The organism is Pseudomonas sp. BIC9C, assembly GCF_034541995.1.
GTDB lineage: Bacteria > Pseudomonadota > Gammaproteobacteria > Pseudomonadales > Pseudomonadaceae > Aquipseudomonas > Aquipseudomonas fluorescens_CC.
This window is the reverse complement of sequence record NZ_JAWDGM010000001.1, coordinates 1032916-1051428: the sequence shown is the minus strand read 5'-3', so window position 1 is coordinate 1051428 and position 18513 is coordinate 1032916. Positions and strand designations below refer to the sequence as shown.

15 protein-coding genes and 4 pseudogenes are annotated in these 18513 nt (G+C 59.9%); 5 read left to right on the top strand and 14 right to left on the bottom strand.

Features of this window, described 5'->3' with window-relative positions; genetic code table 11:
• Window positions 1-135: 135 nt before the first annotated feature.
• A complete protein-coding gene (locus RS887_RS05000) occupies window positions 136-894 on the bottom strand; it encodes an SDR family NAD(P)-dependent oxidoreductase (RefSeq protein ID WP_322614601.1) in 759 nt (252 codons plus the stop codon).
• Between the two features lie 122 nt (window positions 895-1016).
• Between RS887_RS05000 and RS887_RS04995 the strand changes: the two genes are divergently transcribed.
• Window positions 1017-1913, top strand: a complete 897-nt coding sequence (locus RS887_RS04995; RefSeq protein WP_322614600.1) for a LysR family transcriptional regulator — start codon at window positions 1017-1019, stop codon at window positions 1911-1913.
• A gap of 120 nt (window positions 1914-2033) precedes the next feature.
• On the opposite strand, the gene RS887_RS04990 is transcribed toward RS887_RS04995, so the two are convergent.
• From RS887_RS04990 to RS887_RS04970, 4 genes are all read right to left on the bottom strand, one after another.
• On the bottom strand, window positions 2034-2756 hold the full coding sequence (locus tag RS887_RS04990; protein ID WP_085717129.1) for a TylF/MycF/NovP-related O-methyltransferase: 723 nt from the start codon (window positions 2754-2756) through the stop codon (window positions 2034-2036).
• On the bottom strand, window positions 2753-3619 hold the full coding sequence (locus RS887_RS04985) for a hypothetical protein (protein ID WP_322614599.1): 867 nt from the start codon (window positions 3617-3619) through the stop codon (window positions 2753-2755). The genes RS887_RS04990 and RS887_RS04985 overlap by 4 nt, the downstream gene beginning before the upstream one ends.
• Before the next feature lie 277 nt (window positions 3620-3896).
• A complete protein-coding gene (locus tag RS887_RS04980) occupies window positions 3897-5510 on the bottom strand; it encodes an inorganic phosphate transporter (RefSeq protein WP_322614598.1) in 1614 nt (537 codons plus the stop codon).
• Window positions 5511-5754: 244 nt separating this feature from the next.
• On the bottom strand, window positions 5755-6777 hold the full coding sequence (locus tag RS887_RS04970; RefSeq protein WP_322614597.1) for a transporter: 1023 nt from the start codon (window positions 6775-6777) through the stop codon (window positions 5755-5757).
• Window positions 6778-7050: 273 nt separating this feature from the next.
• Here RS887_RS04970 and RS887_RS04965 point away from each other — a divergent pair, with 273 nt between their 5' ends.
• Window positions 7051-8676, top strand: coding sequence for a methyl-accepting chemotaxis protein (locus RS887_RS04965; protein WP_322614596.1), 1626 nt, complete (start codon window positions 7051-7053; stop codon window positions 8674-8676).
• A gap of 118 nt (window positions 8677-8794) precedes the next feature.
• Here RS887_RS04965 and RS887_RS04960 read toward each other — a convergent pair.
• From RS887_RS04960 to RS887_RS04950, 3 genes and pseudogenes are all read right to left on the bottom strand, one after another.
• Window positions 8795-9099, bottom strand: a pseudogene (locus RS887_RS04960) (PepSY domain-containing protein).
• Window positions 9100-9267: 168 nt separating this feature from the next.
• A pseudogene (locus RS887_RS04955) lies at window positions 9268-10215 on the bottom strand (IS110 family transposase).
• A gap of 323 nt (window positions 10216-10538) precedes the next feature.
• Window positions 10539-11663, bottom strand: coding sequence for a glycerophosphodiester phosphodiesterase (locus tag RS887_RS04950; RefSeq protein ID WP_322614595.1), 1125 nt, complete (start codon window positions 11661-11663; stop codon window positions 10539-10541).
• A 231-nt stretch (window positions 11664-11894) separates the two neighbouring features.
• On the opposite strand from RS887_RS04950, the gene RS887_RS04945 reads away from it, so the two are divergent.
• Window positions 11895-12221, top strand: a complete 327-nt coding sequence (locus RS887_RS04945; RefSeq protein WP_057399046.1) for a DUF2025 family protein — start codon at window positions 11895-11897, stop codon at window positions 12219-12221.
• A 142-nt stretch (window positions 12222-12363) separates the two neighbouring features.
• Here RS887_RS04945 and RS887_RS04940 read toward each other — a convergent pair whose 3' ends face one another.
• The gene (locus RS887_RS04940; protein WP_322614594.1) at window positions 12364-12687 is read right to left on the bottom strand and encodes an antibiotic biosynthesis monooxygenase; all 324 of its coding nucleotides are present in this window, start codon (window positions 12685-12687) and stop codon (window positions 12364-12366) included.
• Window positions 12684-13391: a CTP synthase gene (locus tag RS887_RS04935; protein ID WP_322615260.1), complete on the bottom strand. Its 708-nt coding sequence runs from the start codon at window positions 13389-13391 to the stop codon at window positions 12684-12686. Before RS887_RS04935 ends, RS887_RS04940 begins: the two co-directional genes overlap by 4 nt.
• Before the next feature lie 15 nt (window positions 13392-13406).
• Here RS887_RS04935 and RS887_RS04930 point away from each other — a divergent pair, with 15 nt between their 5' ends.
• Complete coding sequence (locus RS887_RS04930) at window positions 13407-14348, top strand: LysR family transcriptional regulator (protein WP_322614593.1); 942 nt, start codon at window positions 13407-13409, stop codon at window positions 14346-14348.
• Window positions 14349-14354: 6 nt separating this feature from the next.
• Here the strand turns inward: RS887_RS04930 and RS887_RS04925 are convergent.
• Window positions 14355-14890, bottom strand: a pseudogene (locus RS887_RS04925) (DUF1003 domain-containing protein).
• A gap of 127 nt (window positions 14891-15017) precedes the next feature.
• Window positions 15018-15626, bottom strand: a complete 609-nt coding sequence (locus RS887_RS04920; RefSeq protein WP_322614592.1) for a TetR/AcrR family transcriptional regulator — start codon at window positions 15624-15626, stop codon at window positions 15018-15020.
• 216 nt (window positions 15627-15842) lie between these two features.
• Here RS887_RS04920 and RS887_RS04915 point away from each other — a divergent pair, with 216 nt between their 5' ends.
• Window positions 15843-16901 carry an MBL fold metallo-hydrolase gene (locus RS887_RS04915; RefSeq protein WP_322614591.1) on the top strand — a complete coding sequence of 353 codons (1059 nt, stop codon included), beginning with the start codon at window positions 15843-15845 and terminating at the stop codon, window positions 16899-16901.
• 143 nt (window positions 16902-17044) lie between these two features.
• Here RS887_RS04915 and RS887_RS04910 read toward each other — a convergent pair.
• A pseudogene (locus RS887_RS04910) lies at window positions 17045-17361 on the bottom strand (XRE family transcriptional regulator).
• A gap of 120 nt (window positions 17362-17481) precedes the next feature.
• Window positions 17482-18447 carry a hypothetical protein gene (locus RS887_RS04905; RefSeq protein ID WP_322614590.1) on the bottom strand — a complete coding sequence of 322 codons (966 nt, stop codon included), beginning with the start codon at window positions 18445-18447 and terminating at the stop codon, window positions 17482-17484.
• Window positions 18448-18513 lie beyond the last annotated feature (66 nt).

Sequence of the window (18513 nt, the reverse complement as noted above, 5' to 3'; positions counted from 1 at the left end):
GGGAGCTTGTCGGGTCGCCGCACCGTCCCGCTGGACCGCGAAGCGGTCCCAAGCTTTGCGACTGCTTCGCAGCCGAACGGGAGCAAGCTCCCTCGCCACATAGGTTGTGTGCCGCTTGATTTTCAGTATTAGGCCTTACAAAAACATCCCCCCCGACGCCTCGATGCGCTGGCCATTGATCCACTGGCTACCCGGCGCCAACAGCAGCGCAATCGCGGCGCCGATGTCATCCGGCAAACCGGCGCGACCCAGGGCGGTGTTGTTCGCCACCAGCGTGTTCAGATCGGGGTTGTCGCGCACGGCGCCGCCGCTGAAATCCGTTTCTATCGCGCCCGGTGCCAGGATGTTCACCGCGATGTTGCGCGCGCCGAGTTCCTTGGCCTGGTAGCGGGTCAGCACTTCCATCGCGCCTTTCATCGCCGCGTAGGCGCTGTGCCCCGGCAGACTGAAGCGGGCCAGGCCACTGGAAATGTTGACGATGCGGCCGCCGTCATTGAGCAATGGCAACAGCGTCTGCGTGAGGAAAAACGGCCCCTTGAAGTGGATGTTCACCAACAGGTCGAACTGTTCGACGGTGGTGTCGACGAAGTTGGCGTGCAGGCCGATCCCGGCGTTGTTGACCAGAAAATCGAAGCGTTCGCGCTCGAAGTGGCTGTGCAAGACCTTCGCCACTTCGCTGCCGAAGGCGTCGAACTGCTCACTCCGGGCAACGTCCAGTTGCAGCATGACGGCGCGACCGCCCAGGCTTTCAATCTCGGCCACCAGTGCCTGCGCCTCATCGGCGCGGCTGTTGTAGGTGCCAATGATGTCGATGCCTTGGGCGACCAGATGCAGGGCAGCGTTTTTGCCGAGGCCGCGGCTGGCGCCAGTGATCAGTGCAATTTTACGGTTCATGGGACTTCCTCAGGTGCAGTGGGCGGTTGATGTGAGGAAGTTTATTTATCCGCTTGGTGGTGATAAACAGAGTGAAACCGGAATCACTGATCGGATAATCCGAACAATAAAAGAGCGGGCTGATGAACAAACTGGAACTGTTGCGCACCTTTGTCCGTGTCAGCGAGATGTCGAGTTTCACCCTGGCCGGCGAAAGCCTGGGTCTGCCTCGCTCGACGGTGTCCGAGCATGTGCAGGCACTGGAGGCCTTGCTCGGCACCCGGCTGTTGCAACGTACCACGCGCAAAGTGCAGGCGACCCAGGATGGCCTGGTGTTGTACGAGCGCAGCAAGGACCTGTTGTCGCACATGGACGAAATCGAGGGATTGTTTCGCCAAGATGAAGCGTCGCTGGTCGGGCGCATACGCATCGACCTGCCGAACATTCTCGCGCGCCGGGTGGTGATGCCGCGCTTGCCGCAGTTCATGGCGCAGCACCCGCTGCTTGAACTGGAAATCAGCAGCACCGATCGCCGGGTCGATCTGCTCGCCGAAGGCTTCGATTGCGTGCTGCGCATCGGCGCCCAGCCGGATCAATCGGTGGTGGCACGGCACCTGTGTGACTTCACCGTGGTCAACTGCGCCAGCCCTGCCTATTTGCAGCGCTATGGCGTGCCCGAGCGGCTGGAAGACCTGGCGCGGCATCGGCTGGTGCACTACGTCGGCGTACTGGGCGGGCGTTCGGAAGGGTTTGTGTACGTCGCCAAGGGGCAGGTGCAGCGATTGCCGATGGCCGGCAGTGTCACGGTCAACAGCACCGATGCCTACGAGGCCGCCTGCCTGGGTGGTTTCGGCCTGATCCAGGCGCCGAGGATGGGCATGCAGCAATACCTGCAAAGCGGCGAATTGGTCGAGGTATTGTCGCAGTTCAACGCGCCGTCCATGGAAGCATCGCTGCTCTATGCCCGGCAGCGGCATTTGCCGCTGCGGGTCAGGGTGTTCATGGACTGGCTGGGGGAGGTGATCCGCTCAGAAGCCTGAGACCAGGCTTTTTGTGGGAGCGGGCTTGCTCGCGAAGACGGAGTATCAGTCAACATCAATGCCGAATGTCAGACCGCTTTCGCGAGCAAGCCCGCTCCCACAGTTTTTTGTGCCTCTGGATCAAACGTGGAAGTAACCCACGCACGAATCGAACGGCAGGCGCTTGAGTTCGATCTTGTTCAGGTCGAGCACTTCACGCAGGGCCTTGGTTTCACCCGGGAAGTTACGGTAGGCAACTTCGTCGAGCACCACGATCGCGCCTTTGGGCATGTACGGCAGGAAGGTTTCCAGCGCGACTTTGGTCGATTCGTACAGGTCGGTGTCGAGGATCAGCATGGCCACGACCAGGTCCGGACGGGTCTTGACCCACTCCGGTACGGTCTTGACGATGTCGCCCTTGACCAGCTCGCAGCGCGGAATGCGATTGACCGGGCGCAACAGGTCGTTGGCGTCGATCATGTCCTGGATCAGCGACTGGTCGGTGTCGGCGAACATGGTTTCGTTGACGTCGGCGGGGTCTTCTTTCTTGTCGATGCTCTGGAAGCCTTCGAAGGTGTCGAAGCCCACGATCGATCGGTTGATCGCATACGGCTCGAGAATCATCGACAGGTGCATGTAGAGCATCAGCGAGTTGCCCTTGTACACGCCGCACTCGATGATCGCGCCCGGTACTTCAGCGACCTTCTTGAACAGTTCCATGCGCGACAACGCAGCCGTCACGCCAATGCGGTTGGCGAAGACGAACGGAGCGTCGGCCACGTATTCGGCATCGACTCGTTTCAGGACGCCGGAACGGGTTTCGTTGTACTGGGCCTCGGCGGGCGTGATGCGACGCTTGGTCATTGCTGGATTCCTCGGAAGTTCGAAAAGTCGTGGACGTGGAAATAGTCTTTGAAGCCGGCGCCGACATCCGGGCAAGCGCTGTCGACGTTGATCGCGCCGCGCCGGTGCTTGAGGTCGTCGAGGTGCATCAGGCGAAAGTCCACGCTGAAGCGGGTTTGTTGCGTGTAATTGGGCACGGTGCCGTGCAGGTGCGAACCGGAGAACACCAGCATCTCGGCAGTGTTGCCGGCGATGCACAGTTCGCTGGCATCGTTGATCGCTTCGGTGGGCACCGGGTGTTGGCGCGCCTCTTCCTTGACGTTGTCCTTGGCGCGCTGGCGTTGTACGTCGATCCAGTCAGACAGGCTCCACTGCGCCGAGGTGTTTTTCACCGGGACGTCGAAGTAGGCCGGGTTGATCATCATCGTCTGGTCCGGCTGGATCGTGTAGACCGGCATCCAGGTATTGATCTGGCAGTCGACACCGCCGTACCAGGTATCGCGATGGGGCTTGTAGGCGTAGCTGACGCCGGCGTGCAGGTAGTCGTAGTTGGGCACGACACGGATGCGCGGTACGTCGAAAATGAATTCCTCGGGAGCGGCACCGATTTCGTCGGTGAAGCTGCGGATCAGCTCCTTGGCACGCAGGCTGTTGGTGAACTGGCCCTTGAGGCGAGTCACCAGCACCACGAATTCTTCCACCGGCATCAGCGTGTGCAGCGCCTGATGGTTGGTTTCGCCATCGAAGGCGGCCGTGATGCTTTCCTGCGCGAACGCACAGAGTTCTTTGGCGGCGCATAACTGCGTGTTCAGGAAAATATCGCCCGCGTAAATGGCTTCTTTAAAGTCAGCTTTCTGTTGCAGCTGATTGATGTACAGATTCACGGTTCCTCTCCTGAATACATCGAGTGTCTTATGAGTCGGCATCGCGCTAACAAACTGAAGGGCTGCCGGAGGCGTGGTGCGTCAATAAAGCGCAAGCCCTCGAGTTTGTGAGCAAATGCCGTGCCGCTGGACGAAAAAATCCCGGCGGGAAAACCCGCCGGGATGATGTGCTTCGAACCTGTACCCTGTGGGAGCGGGCTTGCTCGCGAAGGCGGTCTGACCTTCAGCATCGATGTCGACTGACACGCCGCCTTCGCGAGCAAGCCCGCTCCCACATTCAGAACAACTGCGTGAACAACCAGTACAGGCTACCCGACAGCAGGATCGCCGCCGGCAAGGTCAGCACCCAGGCCATCAACAGGTTGCGGATGGTCTTCATCTGCAAGCCGCCACCGTTGGCGACCATGGTCCCGGCCACGCCCGAGGACAGCACGTGAGTGGTCGACACCGGCAGGCCGAACATGTCGGCGGCGCCGATGGTCAGCATCGCCACGGTTTCTGCCGAGGCGCCCTGGGCGTAGGTCAGGTGGGTCTTGCCGATTTTCTCGCCGACGGTCACCACGATGCGCTTCCAGCCGACCATGGTGCCCAGGCCCAGGGCGATGGCCACGGCGATTTTCACCCACAACGGAATGAACCGCGTGGCGTTGTCGATCTGTTGCTTGAACAGTTGCAGCTTGCCGCTGGTGTCAGCGTCGAAATTGCCGACCTTGTTCTTGTCCATCAGGCGAATGGTTTCGCTGCTCAAATACATGTCGTTACGCACGTTGCCCACGGCCTCGGCCGGGACTTTCGACAGCGAGCCATAGCTTTTCACCTGGGCGCCGATGCTGCCGGTCAGCGCAGCCAGCGCGGGCACCAATTGCGGGGTCGCTTGCTTGGAACGCACGTATTCGGACAGCACCGGGCGCGGGTCGGCGGGCGCTGGCAGCGGCGCAGCTTTCACCAACGCTTGCTGGGTGACTTCGGCGACCGCCGCGAACTGCAGCGCTTGATCCGCCGGCATGGTGCGGTTCAAGGCGTAAGCCATTGGCAGCGTGCCCACCAGAATCAACATGATCAGGCCCATGCCTTTCTGACCGTCGTTCGAACCGTGGGCAAAGGACACACCGGTGCAGGTCATGATCAGCAGGCCGCGAATCCACCATGGCGGCGGGGTCTGGCCCTTTGGCTCCTTGTACAGCGCACGATTCTTGACGAACGCGCGCAGGGCCAGCAACAGCAGCGCGGCACAGCCGAAGCCGACCAGGGGCGAGAGCAGCAGCGCGTAACCGATCTTGGTTGCCTGGGCCCAGTCCACACCGCTGGTGCCGTCGCGGCCGTGCATCAGGGCATTGGCCACGCCGACCCCGATGATCGAACCGATCAGGGTGTGCGAGGACGACGCCGGCAGCCCCAGCCACCAGGTGCCGAGGTTCCACAGGATCGCCGCGATCAGCAGGGCGAAGATCATTGCGAAGCCGGCGGACGAGCCGACTTGCAGGATCAGCTCCACCGGCAGCAGGGCGATGATGCCGAACGCCACCGCGCCGCTGGACAGCAGCACCCCGAGGAAGTTGAAGAAACCGGACCAGACCACCGCGACGTTCGGTGGCAGCGAGTTAGTGTAGATGACGGTGGCCACCGCGTTGGCGGTGTCATGGAAGCCATTGACAAACTCAAAGCCCAGGGCGATCAACAGCGCCACGCCCAACAGCAGGAACGGCGTCCAGGTGGTTACCACCGTGCCGAGTTCGCTCATGTCGTGCATCAGGCTGTAGGCGGTAAACAACAAGCCGATGGCCAGCACGGCAAAAAACACCACGATGGTGAGCAGGCCGGGTTTTTTGTCGAATTGCGGTCTGGCGCTACTGGCGGGTGCCGGGGCGGCGGTGAAGGAGGGCGTAGCCATCACGGACATTCCTGAGGTGGGAAGGAGTACCAGTGATAATCGTTGCCAATTGTTACAGGGAGACTGCTCTGGGTCAGTGTTTGGGGGATTTGCGCGCCGCTGATCTGAAATCACCGGTCCGTGAAAGTGAACCCTGAAACTGTGGGAGCGGGCTTGCTCGCGAAGGCGATGTGTCATTCAACATTGATATTGACTGACCTGACGCCTTCGCGAGCAAGCCCGCTCCCACCGAGTTCCGGAGCGTTCAGTAATCCTGTTGCTTGCGAAACGCCCAGCGCCCGGCGATCACGGTAAAGGTCGCGACCAGCGCCACGAGGATCCAGAAACCTTCCGGATCACCGGCCAGCGGAATGCCGCCGACGTTCATGCCGAAGAAACCGGCGATGATATTGATCGGTAGCGCCAGCACCGTCACCACCGTCAGGGTGAACAGCGTGCGGTTGGTCTGTTCGTTGATATTGGCGGCGATCTCTTCCTGCAACAGCTTGATCCGCTCACCCAGCGTCGTGAGGTCGTTGATGATCAGCGCAAACTCCTCGGTGGATTTGCGCAATTCCTTCACGTCTTCCTTTTGCAGCCATTGCGGCGGCCGGTTGAGCAGGCGCAGCAACGAGCCTGGCTCCAGCGCCAGCAGCCGTTGCAATCGCACCAGCACCCGGCGATTGGCGCCCAGCTCGGCGCGGTTGGTCGACAGCCGCGAGGACAGCAGTTCGTCTTCGATCTGATCCACGCTCTGGCTGGTCTTGCGCACGATCTGGGTCAGCACTTCACCCTGGTCGCGCAGCAGATGCACCAGCAGTTCCAGCGGGGAGCGAAAGCATTCCCGGGCCTTCACCGACGAGCGCAATTTGTCCACCGAGTGCAGCGGTTGCAGGCGGGCGCTGATGATCAGCCGGCTGCGGGCGCACACCCACAGCGTCGAGACATCCGACGACACCATGTTGCTGAGGTTGAACACCACGTCGTTGACCACCGCCAGCAACGCGGAGTCGACATGCTCGATGCGCGTCGAGCGCGAGCCTTCGTGCAGCGCTTCGAAAAACTCCTCGGGCAATTCCAGATGACTCTTCATCCAGCGTTCGCACGCGGCGTGGGCGAGGTTCAGGTGCAGCCACAGAAATTGCTCGTCGCTCTCCGGTTGTTGCAGGTACTGCAAGGCCTCGGCGGAATTGATTTCCCGTCCGGCCTCACCGGGGCGAAAACTGAAACCGTAGAGCAGGCCGAACAGATCCGTGTCGCGATGGCTTTGGTCGATGCTGTGGTTCATGAGGACTCGCAAGGGGAGGCGCCTGTCACATGTTTTACAGGTTCACTTGAGCGGCATCATCGCAAGCCGGGATGACGTTTTTGTGACGGGAAAATAACGCAAACGATTGCCCTACCGGCGGTCGGATTCTTCTCAAGAACCGCTCTGGCACGCCGATCACGCTTGGGTTAAGTTGCGCGCCCCCGGCCATTGGCCGTGATCGCAGACAGGGATGTCCGGACACCTTTCACGCCTTACCGGGGCGTGCCTCATTCCTGTCATGAGTACCATCCGATGCTTTTGCAAAAGTCCCTGAGAGCACAAATTCTCGCCCTGCTGAGTGGCAGCCTGCTGGCGATGCTGTTGATCGCCCTGGCGTGTTTTCACTTCCTGTCCAGCGGCGTGCAGAGCTACGCCAATCTGATCGAAGGCCCGCTGCACACCTCGCAATTGATCGATGAAGCCAACCTGCAATTCAAGGTGCAGGTGCAGGAATGGAAAAACGTCCTGCTGCGCGGCAAGCAACCGGCGGACCTGAGCAAGTACTGGGGGCAATTCGAAGACCGTCAGCGCGATGTGCAAAACATCCTTGGCGAACTGGCCGGGCAGAAGGGCATCGACCCTCAACTCAAGCGCCGCATTGAACGCTTGCGTGACGAACATCGTCAGTTGGGTGCGGCCTATCAGAAGGGCCGGGACGCGTTCGTTGCCGCAGGCGGCGAACCGACGGCGGGCGACACGGCGGTCAAGGGCGTGGACCGTGCCACCAGCGATCAAATGAGTGAATTGGTCAGCGAGTTGCGCAAGCAGGGCGCCGAGCAATCGACCCTGATCAGCTCTAGTGCCGATCGCACGGTGTTGCTGGGGCTTGTCGTGATGCTGGTGTCGGGGCTGCTGATTGGCCTGCTGAGCCTGTGGCTGGTCAACCGCAACCTGGTCGAGCCGATCCGCAAACTGATCGAATACGTGGCGCAGCTCAGCCAGGGACGTTTTGCCGAGCGCGTGGCCAGCACCCGTCAGGACGAGTTGGGAAAACTGGCGATGGCCGCCAACACCCTGCGTGATTTCCTCGCTGAAACCTTCAGCCGTTTGCAGCGCAGCGCGTCGGATCTGGACAGCGCCAGCGGCGAGTTGAATTCGATTGCCACCGTGATGGCAGGCGGCACCAACGAGCAGTTCAACCGCACCGATCAGGTGGCGACGGCCATGAACGAAATGTCTGCCACCGCACAGGAAGTTGCCCGGCATGCCGCCGAAGCGGCGCGGGCCGCCGACGATGCCGACCAGTCCGCCCAACAAGGCGAAAAAGTCATGCAGGGCACCATCCACACCATCACCCAAATGCGCGGTGAAATCGCCAATACCGCCACGGTCATCCGCCAACTGGAAACCGACAGCGGGCGCATCGGCAAGGTCCTGGAGGTGATTCGCGGCATCGCCGAACAGACCAACCTGCTGGCGCTCAATGCGGCCATCGAAGCGGCCCGTGCCGGTGAGGCCGGACGCGGATTCGCGGTGGTGGCCGATGAAGTGCGCAGCCTGGCCCAGCGCACGGCGGCGTCGATCATCGAGATCAACCAGATCATCCAGACCGTGCAGACCGGTGCGATCGAAGCAGCCCAGGCGATTGAAAGCGGTCAGTCGCGCAGCGAAGAAAGCGTGCAGCAAGTGACCGAGGCTGGCGCCATGCTCGAACGCATTACCCTGGCCGTGGAAGCCATCCGCGACATGAACCGCCAGATCGCCACGGCCGCCGAAGAGCAAACCTCGGTGGCCGAAGACATCTCGCGCAACCTTACCGAGATCACCAGCATCGCCAGCACCAACCTGGACAACGTGCAGCGTACCGAAGCGGCCAGCAACAACCTGCACGGTTTGTCGGGGCAGTTGAACGAGGTGACGGCGCGGCTGAGCGCTTGATGCCAATGACTGTGTAGCGGGTTCCTTGCCGCGTCGGTACACAGTCGATCTGGCCTGAATCCCGAATGCACAAAAGCCGCACGACTTTTCAATCGTGCGGCCTTTGTGTGTTTCGCGATCAGGTGTCCTGTTTGTTTTTCAGGACCTTGCCGTTGGAGGCATCGATGTCCACATCCCACTCGACGTTTTTGGCGTCACGCAGTTCGATTTCGTACTCGTAACCGTTGAAGTGGTTGTCCAGTTCGGTTTTGGTGATCGTTGCACCGGGTGCAGATCCAGTGCGATCCTGTTCAGATCTTCCAGCGGCTTGATCTTGCCGTCCTTGACCAGTTGCGGGATCTCATCGACCCGCACATCGGCCTGGGCCAGGCCCGCGCTGAGGGTCAGGGTTGCAGCGGTCAACAAAGCAGTCAGGGTCTTCATGGGCTTCTTTCCTTGGGCGATCCGTTCAAGTGAGATCAGGTTAGCGTGAGTAACTTAATCCACCCTTAAACCCCCCTGCGTGTCTTGCATCAATGCCTGTGGACTGTGTTCGGACACACAAGCACAAATACATAACCTGTGGGAGATTCTATGGTTGAGGGGAAGCCCTCAACCGACTTTTGGCTGGTATTCGCTTTGCCCCTTGAGCAAGGCGAATACGACCCGAGCAAGTTTGCGAGCCAGTATCACCAGTGCCTGAGTGGTGCTGAACCCTCGAGCTCTTTGTGCCGCGTAAAAATCTTTCCAGGCTGGTGTACGACTGGCCGACATGGCTGCGTTGTGCAGAAGTCGGCGAGCTTCCGGATCACCTCGTTTGGTCAAGCTTCGGCGACCGTCTTCTTTTGTCCTGACTTCGCCACCCGCAAATCCATTCCCAGAAAGGCGATGAAGGCATCTGCGTTTCTGAAATCGCCTCGCTGGAATGCTGCGATCAAGCGGGCTCCGGTCAAAAATCCGATGCCTTCAACTTTCAGACAGCGCTTCAACTGACCGAGCAAACCGGCTTCTTTCAGATAATCCTTAATCGTCTTTTCGACCAGCGCCTCAAGCTGTTGCATGGATTTCACTTGCTCGGCGAAAGCGGTCTTCAACAGCGGTTCATTCGCCCAGCTTTGCACCAGGCCCACTCGTGCCTGAACCAGAGCCGCCCGGCGGCGAAAAAGGCTCAAGAGCTGACGGTACAGCGGTGATGGCGGGGTCAGGGATGAAGATCGTCACCTTCGTTCTTCAGGTAGCGAGCGAGCAGCCTGGCATCCAGCGCGTCGGTTTTGGCGCGGACATTCACCCCTTTGCGGTAATGGCTCAGCTCATAGCCACCCACCATGTAAATCACGCAGCCGGCCTCGTAGGCCAGATCGGCGAACTCAGGTGATAGATATTGGTCGACTCAATGGCGATGGCCACTGTCCTCGGCAAGTCCTTCAGCCACTGCTTGATGGCTGCCTTGTTGTTGGGAATCGTTTCAAGCAGGTCAAGTTCGGCGTGATAAATCACCAGTTCATTCTTGGCGACATCCACGCCTGCGATCGGCTTTGAGACAGAAACCGGCATTGCCATTAAATTTCCTCCGGGATATGGTTTTGAGCACTTGAAGGGCTCACCCAGAGGCGCAGGCTTGTTCCTATCGTCGGTCTAGCCAGATGCATTCTTTATCGGCGCTTGGGTGAAAGGAGGAGGGGCGAAATCTCCCACGGATCTGTACTGCGTCAACAGTCAGAATCGGGCTTTGTCCCTCCTCCTCCCTTCAAGTCCTACCATACAAGCGGGCTTGCTCGCGAAGGCGGTGTGTCAGCCACCATCATTGCTGAATGACAAACCGCTTTTGCGAGCAAGTCGGATCGCCGCACCGCCGCTCCCACAGGGTTTTGCGCGACTCTGGATCAGTAGCCGTTGTTCTTTAGCACCTGATCGACACTCGCCGCCGGACGTTTATAAAACGCCAACAACTCTCTGGCGCGGTTGGTGAAAATACCGTCGACACCGGCGTCCATGACTTTCTGGTAGTCCACTGCCTCGTCGACGGTATAGACGTGTACCAGCAGGCCCTGACTGTGGGTGTACTGGTTCATCCACGGTTGCACCAGGTCCGAATAGCTCTGGTCGCCACCCTGGGTCAGTGCGGCAGACGGTCCGGTGCCAATGGCACCCTGGGCCTTGGCGTAGTCGACCCACTGCTGGAATTCGGCTTTGTCCTTCGGTTGCTGTCTGGCGTAGTAAGTGGCTTTGTCCTTTTCGCCGGACTCGGCAAATGTCACTTTGGACTTGGGCTCGATACTGCCTTCACCCACCCACAACAGCAGGATCTTCGGCACCGTCGGCATTTCTTTTTGCAGCAGTTCGAGGCTGCTCTTCTCAAAGGTCTGCAGGACCACCTTGCCGTTGCCTTGGCCGACCGCCAGTTCGCTTTTCGCCAGTTTCGAACCGGTCGGGCTCAGCCAGCCACGGTCCTGAAGTTTTTCCTTGAGGTCGCGTTCGATGCCGGGAAACTGCTTCGGCTCCTTGGTCTCGATATACAGACCGGGCTTGTGCAAGGCGTTGCCCTCGGCGATGTCGATGACTTCATCAAGGGTCAGAATCTTCAGGCCGGCGAAGGCCGGGCGCGCGCGATCCGGGTATGCGGCGTTGAACCAGCTGCCCGCATCCAGGGTTTTCAGCTCGGCCATGGTGAACGCATTGGCCGGGCTGTCCTTGCGCTCGGGGAATTTGCTGGCGACGTCGGTGGTGCGTTGCAGGTTGTTGTCGTGCAGGGCAAACAGCACGCCATCCTTGCTGCGCTGCAGGTCCATTTCCAGGTAGTCGGCACCCAGGTCGCGGGCAGCCTTGTAGGCGGCGGCAGTGGATTCCGGTGCATCGAAAGACGCGCCACGGTGGGCGATCACCGCTGGATGCGGAATACCCAAACGGGTTGCCAGCGCCGTGGGGCCGGGTTCGCTGGTGGCCTGTGCCTGGCCGAAGCCGAGCAACAGGCTCAGTAACAGGGCACTTTTAGTAAAGGGTGCAGGCATGGTCGAGATCCTTTCGTAATGAGGGGTGGTTCCTTTTAACAACTGATCATTGCACAGGCTATCGCGAGAGCGACACAAACCTGTTCAATGCAGAATTTTTTCAGCGCCTTTGTGCGGTTCTTTGCAGTAATCTTGGCCTCGGCCATTTCCCCGGCAGAGGGAAACCCATGCACCTGCCTTGTGTGTAAACCATCGATCAGCGGTCCGTTGCGACCTTATGTGAGGTTTACCATGCGCATCACTTCCCAGCTCATCTGCCAGGCTGCCGACCAACTCAAAGGCTTCGTCGGCCTCAATCGCAAGACCGGGCACTACATCGTGCGCTTCAGCGAAGACTCGTTCGGCATGGACGTGGCGGACGACGGCATCATCCCGACCAGCGAGTTTGTCTGGGTCGCGGGGCCCGGGCAGGCCATGACGCTCAAGCGCGAATTGATTCAGTTGCTGCTGGAGCAGAACATCGATGAGCGGATCAACATCACCGAGCCCTTGCGGGTGTACATGAACCGGCGGGATGTGCCGGAGATTTCGGCGGTGCGCAGTCTGGTTCAGGGCTGAGTTTTTGCGGTGACCGTTCTGGCCTCTTCGCGGGCAAGCCCGCTCCCACAGGGATCTTGGGTGTACACAAGTAATGTGCCCGACACAGAACACTGTGGGAGCGGGCTTGCCCGCGAAGACGGCCTCAAGCACACCACATCATCTACAAGCTGAACCCGTAGGCCCGCTCAACCCTGCACACCCGCGTATGACACCGCGCATACCAGGTCGAGCGCCCACGTTCGCGAATCGCACTGTGCTCCGGATGATGCTTCCACGCCAGAATCGCCGCTTCACTGGCCCAGTACGACACGGTTATTCCCAACCCATCCTCGCCCCGAGCCGACTCCACCCCGAGAAACCCCGGCTGTTCACGGGCCAGTTCCAGCATCCGTGCGGCCGCTTCGGCGTAACCCAGGTCGCCCTCGGTGCGCACCGAGGTGAAGATCACCGCGTAGTAAGGTGTTGCTGGCGTATCGGCGATCATGACGACCGCCCTGCACAGGCGGCGACAAAGGCACCAATCAACGGCGGCAAGACGCCCTTGAGCGCCACCCGCTCGGGCTGGAACAAGGTCGCGACAAAGAACGGATGGCCGCTGAGTTCGACCGCGCGCAGCCCTTGTTCCGAATCGTGGCCGACGGCGTGAAGTTCACGCTTGAGCAGCTCCCCTTCGAACTGCGGATTCACTCCATAACGACAGCGATAGCCTTCTCGAATCTCGACGCTTTCGTACGCCTCGGCGATCAACGAGCCTGCACGCAAATGAATGCTATCGACCGCTTCCACCAGCGCGCACGTCAGCGGTGTCAGCAGCGCCCGTGCTGCATCTGGCGCCGTCTCGCCGTGTTCGGCATCCGACCAGCCCAGCACATTGCGCGCATATTCCAGCACCGCGTGTTGAAAACCGCCGCAGGTGCCGAGGAACGGTCGCCGTTGTTCGCGGGCAAAACGGATCGCCAGCAATGCGCCGTCCATGTTGCGATACGGGCTGGCCGGTACACACCAGAAACCGTCGAATCTGTGCAGCGGTGTCTCGGCGTGGATTTCATCGGTGGCCAGCCATTGCCATTGCAGGTTCAGGCCGGTGTGAGCGGCGACCTTTTCGAGCGCGATGGGAATGGCCTGGTGGGCGGTAACCTGTGGGTCGTGGTCGCCGATCAGGGCGATGCGAATCGGGTGGGTTTCCATGAGGGGCCTCTGCACTTGTTGATTCCTGGTGCCCACTATAGATTGGCGCTCACGCACTCAATATTGGCGTTTTCCCAAGTGATCAATGCAGCGACGCACTATCGACTGGATTACCCCGACCTGGCCCTGATCCTCGCGCTGGTGCGCGGTGGCTCTCTGGCCCGGGCCGCACAGCTGATGAAGGTGGATGTCTCGACGGTGTTTCGAGCGGTTCGCCGGTTGGAGGCTGCACTGGGTCAGCAACTGTTCGAAAAGAGCCGCGCCGGTTACTTGCCCTCCACCCTGGCGCAGTCCCTGGCTGAACAGGCCGAGCGCGCCGAGCAGGCGCTGGAGGCGGCGCGCATCGGTGTGGAGCAGGGCGGTGAAGTGATCAGCGGTATCGTGCGCCTGACCTGTACCGATTCGGTCCTGCAAGGTTTGCTGTTGCCGGCGCTGGCGCAATTCATGCCGAACTATCCGGCGCTGACGCTCGAACTGAGCACGTCCAACGATTTTGCCAACCTCAGCCGTCGGGATGCCGATATCGCCCTGCGCCTGACGCGCACGCCACCGGAGCACCTGGTAGGACGGCGCCTGGCGGACATTTCCTACCGCGTGTGCGCCAGCGAGCGGTATCTGCAATCGGTCAACACCACAGACCTGGCCTCATTGACCTGGATCGCCCCGGACGATTTCCTGCCCGATCACCCGACCGTTACCTGGCGTCGCCGGGCCTTGCCGGGCGTAACGCCGGGCTATCGCTGCAACAGCATGCTTTCGGTTACCGAACTGGTCAGGGCGGGGCTGGGCGTCGCGGCATTGCCGGACTTTTTGATCGGCGACGGATTACAGCCGCTGGGTGAGCCATTGCACGGATACGACACCGCACTGTGGCTGCTGACGCGTCCCGATTGCCGCGCCTTGCGCTCGGTGGTCACCTTGTTCGATGAGTTGGGGCGAGCGCTGAAACTGCCGTGAGGCCGTTCAGGCTTCTGGCACATCCTTGCGCACGAAGTGTTGATGCATTTCCGTGGTCAGGCTTTCGATGCGCTCGGTGAGGGCCTTGGTCATCTCCGTGAGGCGGGTGTTCTGCTCAAGCAGTTCCATCAATTGCGCGGTGTGTTTTTCGCGGCTTCTGCCTGCCGTTCGCTGTTGGCGATCGCCAGCGCTTCGCGGTGCTGCGCATCGGCATCGGTTTGGGCTTTGTCCCGCGCGGCCTGACGAGTCTGGGCCAACAGAATCAATGGCGCGGCATAGGCCGATTGCAGGCTGAAAGCCAGGTTGAGCAGGATGAACGGGTACGCATCGAAGTGGGTGAAATCGGACAGATTCAGGCACACCCAGGCCACCACGATCAGCGTTTGTGCGCCAAGAAAGGTCGGGGTGCCAAAGAATCGGGCAAAGGCTTCTGCGCGCAGGGCAAACTTGTCATTGCCAAAGGTCGGCGCCAGGTGGGCATGGGGGCGATGGAAACGCAGGTGATCGACAGGGGCGGCGGTTGCTTGGCTCGTGGTGGTCATGATGCTCTCTGTTTGTCGCTGGGGCTGAGGCTCACTATAGCCTCAGCGCCAGTTTCATTCTGAAACACATGGGCCGTTCAAATCGGAGCCATCAATCGTTCGACACCACCGTCGACATTGTCATTTATTACACCTGATAGCAGGCCAGAAACATGTCCAGTGCGGATTCGGCCACCCGGTGCTGTTCTTCGGGTGGCAAACCCGGCTTGCCCATGGAAATCTGCGGCCAGAATGCAAAAGACTTGAGCAGGCCCTGCACCTGTTGTGCGGCAAAATCAGGGGCAATGGCTTTCAACCGGCCATCGGCCTGAGCGGCGCGAATCCATACCGTCAGTCCTTCTTCGCGCTCGCCCATTCGCGCCACCATATCCTGCGCCCGCTCCGGGGAATGAATCGCCGCCGCTATCGCCACCCGAGCCAGGTCGAGAAAATTGTCATCGCCCAACATTTGCAGTTTGGCCATCAGCAATACGCGCAATTGGCCGCGCAATGGCAAGTCGGGACGGTAGGCCGTTTCCTGTTCTGCCGTCACCCGGGTCCATAACTGTTTGAGGATCTCGGCGAACAACTCTTCCTTGCTGGGGAAGTGGTTGTACACCGTGCGCTTCGACACGCCGGCAGTGGCCGCAATCTTGTCCATGCTGGTGATCTCGAAACCGTTGTCACGGAATTCGTCGATCGCGGCTTGAATGATCGCTTGGCGTTTTCGGTCGGTGAGGCGCTGTGGAGCTGTCATAAGTACGCTTCGGCAGGAAGAAGGGGAAAATTACACTCGGTAGTTTACTTGTCATCGACTTTGATGCAACCTAGAAACTACACTGTGCAGTGTAATGTTTTGTTAATCCTGCCCAGTAAAAAATAGAAAGTCCGGCTGATGCGTGCGTGCCTTGGCCATTTATCGTCCCAAAGCGGAGAATCGCGTCATGCGCGGTTTTTCTGGAGTCATTCAGTCATGGCCAATTCAAACTTCCCGGCGGACAACGCCTCCACGCCTGAAGCGTCCCGACAGGCTCAAGGGCAGTATCAAAACTTCACGCCGATTCAACGTCTAAGCTTTGGCAAAACCATGGGCATCCTGTGGAACGCGCTGTTCCACAAACCGCAAAACACCCGCCCGAGCGCGCCCGTCCCGGTGCAAGCCCTGACTCAAGCCGCGCTGATCGCAGCGCCGAACCACAGCGTCTATCGCCTGGGCCACTCCACGGTATTGCTCAAGTTACGCGACAAGTTCTGGATCACCGACCCGGTCTTCGCCGAGCGGGCCTCGCCGGTGCAATGGGCTGGCCCCAAGCGTTTTCACCAGCCACCGATCAGCCTGGAACAATTGCCACCGATTGAAGCGGTGATCCTGTCCCACGACCACTACGACCACCTGGATCATCAGGCTGTGTTGAAGCTCGCGGACAAGACCAAGCACTTCCTTACCCCGCTGGGCGTAGGCGACACCCTGATCAAATGGGGCATCGACGCCAGCAAAGTTCGCCAACTGGATTGGTGGCAAGGCACGGAAGTCGATGGCATCCAGTTCATCGCCACCCCATCGCAGCACTTCTCCGGCCGTGGCCTGTTCGACAGCAACAGCACCCTCTGGGCCTCGTGGGTGATGATCGACGGCGACACACGCCTCTTCTTCAGTGGCGACAGTGGCTACTTCGACGGCTTCAAGCGCATCGGCGAACAGTACGGCCCATTTGACCTGACCCTGATGGAAACCGGCGCCTACAACGTCGACTGGCCGCACGTGCACATGCAACCCGAACAAACCCTGCAAGCCCACCTTGACCTCAAGGGCCGCTGGCTACTGCCGATCCACAACGGCACGTTCGACCTGTCGATGCACGCCTGGTACGAACCCTTCGACCGCATCCTGGCCCTGGCCTGGGAGCGCAATGTATCGATCACCACACCGCAGATGGGAGAGGCGTTCAACTTGATGCATCCGCAGCGCGGTGGTGCGTGGTGGCTGGCGGTGGAAGGGGAGAGTGATCGGGTGGTGGCGCAGAACGCGTAGAGTGATGGCCTCTGTAGGAGCGAGCTTGCTCGCGAAAAACATCTGGACAACGCGATCATTCAGACAGCACGCGTTATCGTTAACGTCCATCGCGAGCTAGCTCGCTCCTACAGGGGGCATTTATAGTCAATCGATGAGTTGGCTCACTCCACCATCGCAAAATCCGCCCGCCCCACCGGATTCGGCGTCGACCCTTTCACATTCATCCCTCGACCCGGCGCAAACCCCGGGAAGAACACCAACCCTTCGGCTTCAAGCCGATAGGCCAGCGCCAGGCGCGTGACATCCAGCACTTCCTGGCGCGCCTCGAAACGTTGAATGGCCTCCACCGAGACTCGGGACTCCCGCGACAGCTCTTCCACACTCCAGCCCAGCATCGCTCGGGCCTGGGCGCAGTGGGCGGGGTGAATTGGAAGAGGGCGATACGTTCCAGGGTGATTTTCATCGCTTGAGAGGCCATGGTGTTCTCCGGGCTCGAGAGTGTTGGTTCAAAACATACTGTGTTTTTGTACAGTTGTTTTGAGCCCGGATCAAACGCATTTTTTGATTTGTCTTTTCAGGCAGACGAACGGCGCTGCGCTTACTTGCCCGCCAACCCCGGCGCTTCCCGCACGATAAAGTGATCCAGATTCTCGATGTTGGCGCTGAACACCCCGAACGTCTGCTCGGGGTTTTTCTTGCTTGGCACCTGCTTCAACTCCGGAGTCACCCCATAAAAGAAGCAGTACAACTCCCGTCCGCTCTCGATGGCGTGCTTGATCTCCTCCAGGAACGCCTTGCGCTTGCGGTAGCTGTCGATCAGCTTTTTGCTCAGGTAGACATTGACCGAGTAAGGCTTCTTCTCGAACCAGACCTTTTTCTCGAAATCGATGCGGAAACTCTGGGTGTAGTCCTTGATCTCCTTGACCTTGCCCCAGTAAATCAGCCCCTTGTTGTCTTGCAGGTACTCGATCTTCTTGAAAAACGACCCGTAGGGCGCGGTGTGCTCGCCAATCTTCAGTGGCACACGCTTGAGCAAATCCTTGTCGTCGAAGTTCGACACAAAACATTCCACCGGGTGGGCGAAGATGCTGGTCTTGTCCGGTGCCGATTCCCTGCCCGGTTGCTCGACGTTGCTTGCCACCGAAAGCGTTGGCGGCTCATCCCGCACCCCGTCCGCCGCGACCTTCGGACTGGACGGCTTGCGCACATACTCGCGCCTGGTCAGTAACAATTCCGACGGGAAATGCTCCTCGCGACTGTCATCCGTTTCCGCATCCTCCACACCCGACGCCGGCGTCTTCAGGCTCGCATAAGGGCACCCCTCGACATGCCGCGTACTCGGCAGGTTCTTGAAGTGCGGCGTGCGCACGTAATTCACATTCTTCGCGTTGAACGTGCCCAATTCATTGGCCGCATCGAATGCCAAACGACAAGCATCGTTGGGGCACTGGAAATGCTCCTTGGCCGAATCGAACGCCATCGTCTCGTCAAAATTCAGATCCCGAACGTCATAGATCGACAATTTGTCGTTAAGGCTGAGGCAGTAGGCGAGGTCGAATTTCATGTCGGGTTCCAAATCCTTTATGCGAACAGCTTCCAGTGATGGCGCATTCGAAGCAATAGCTACACT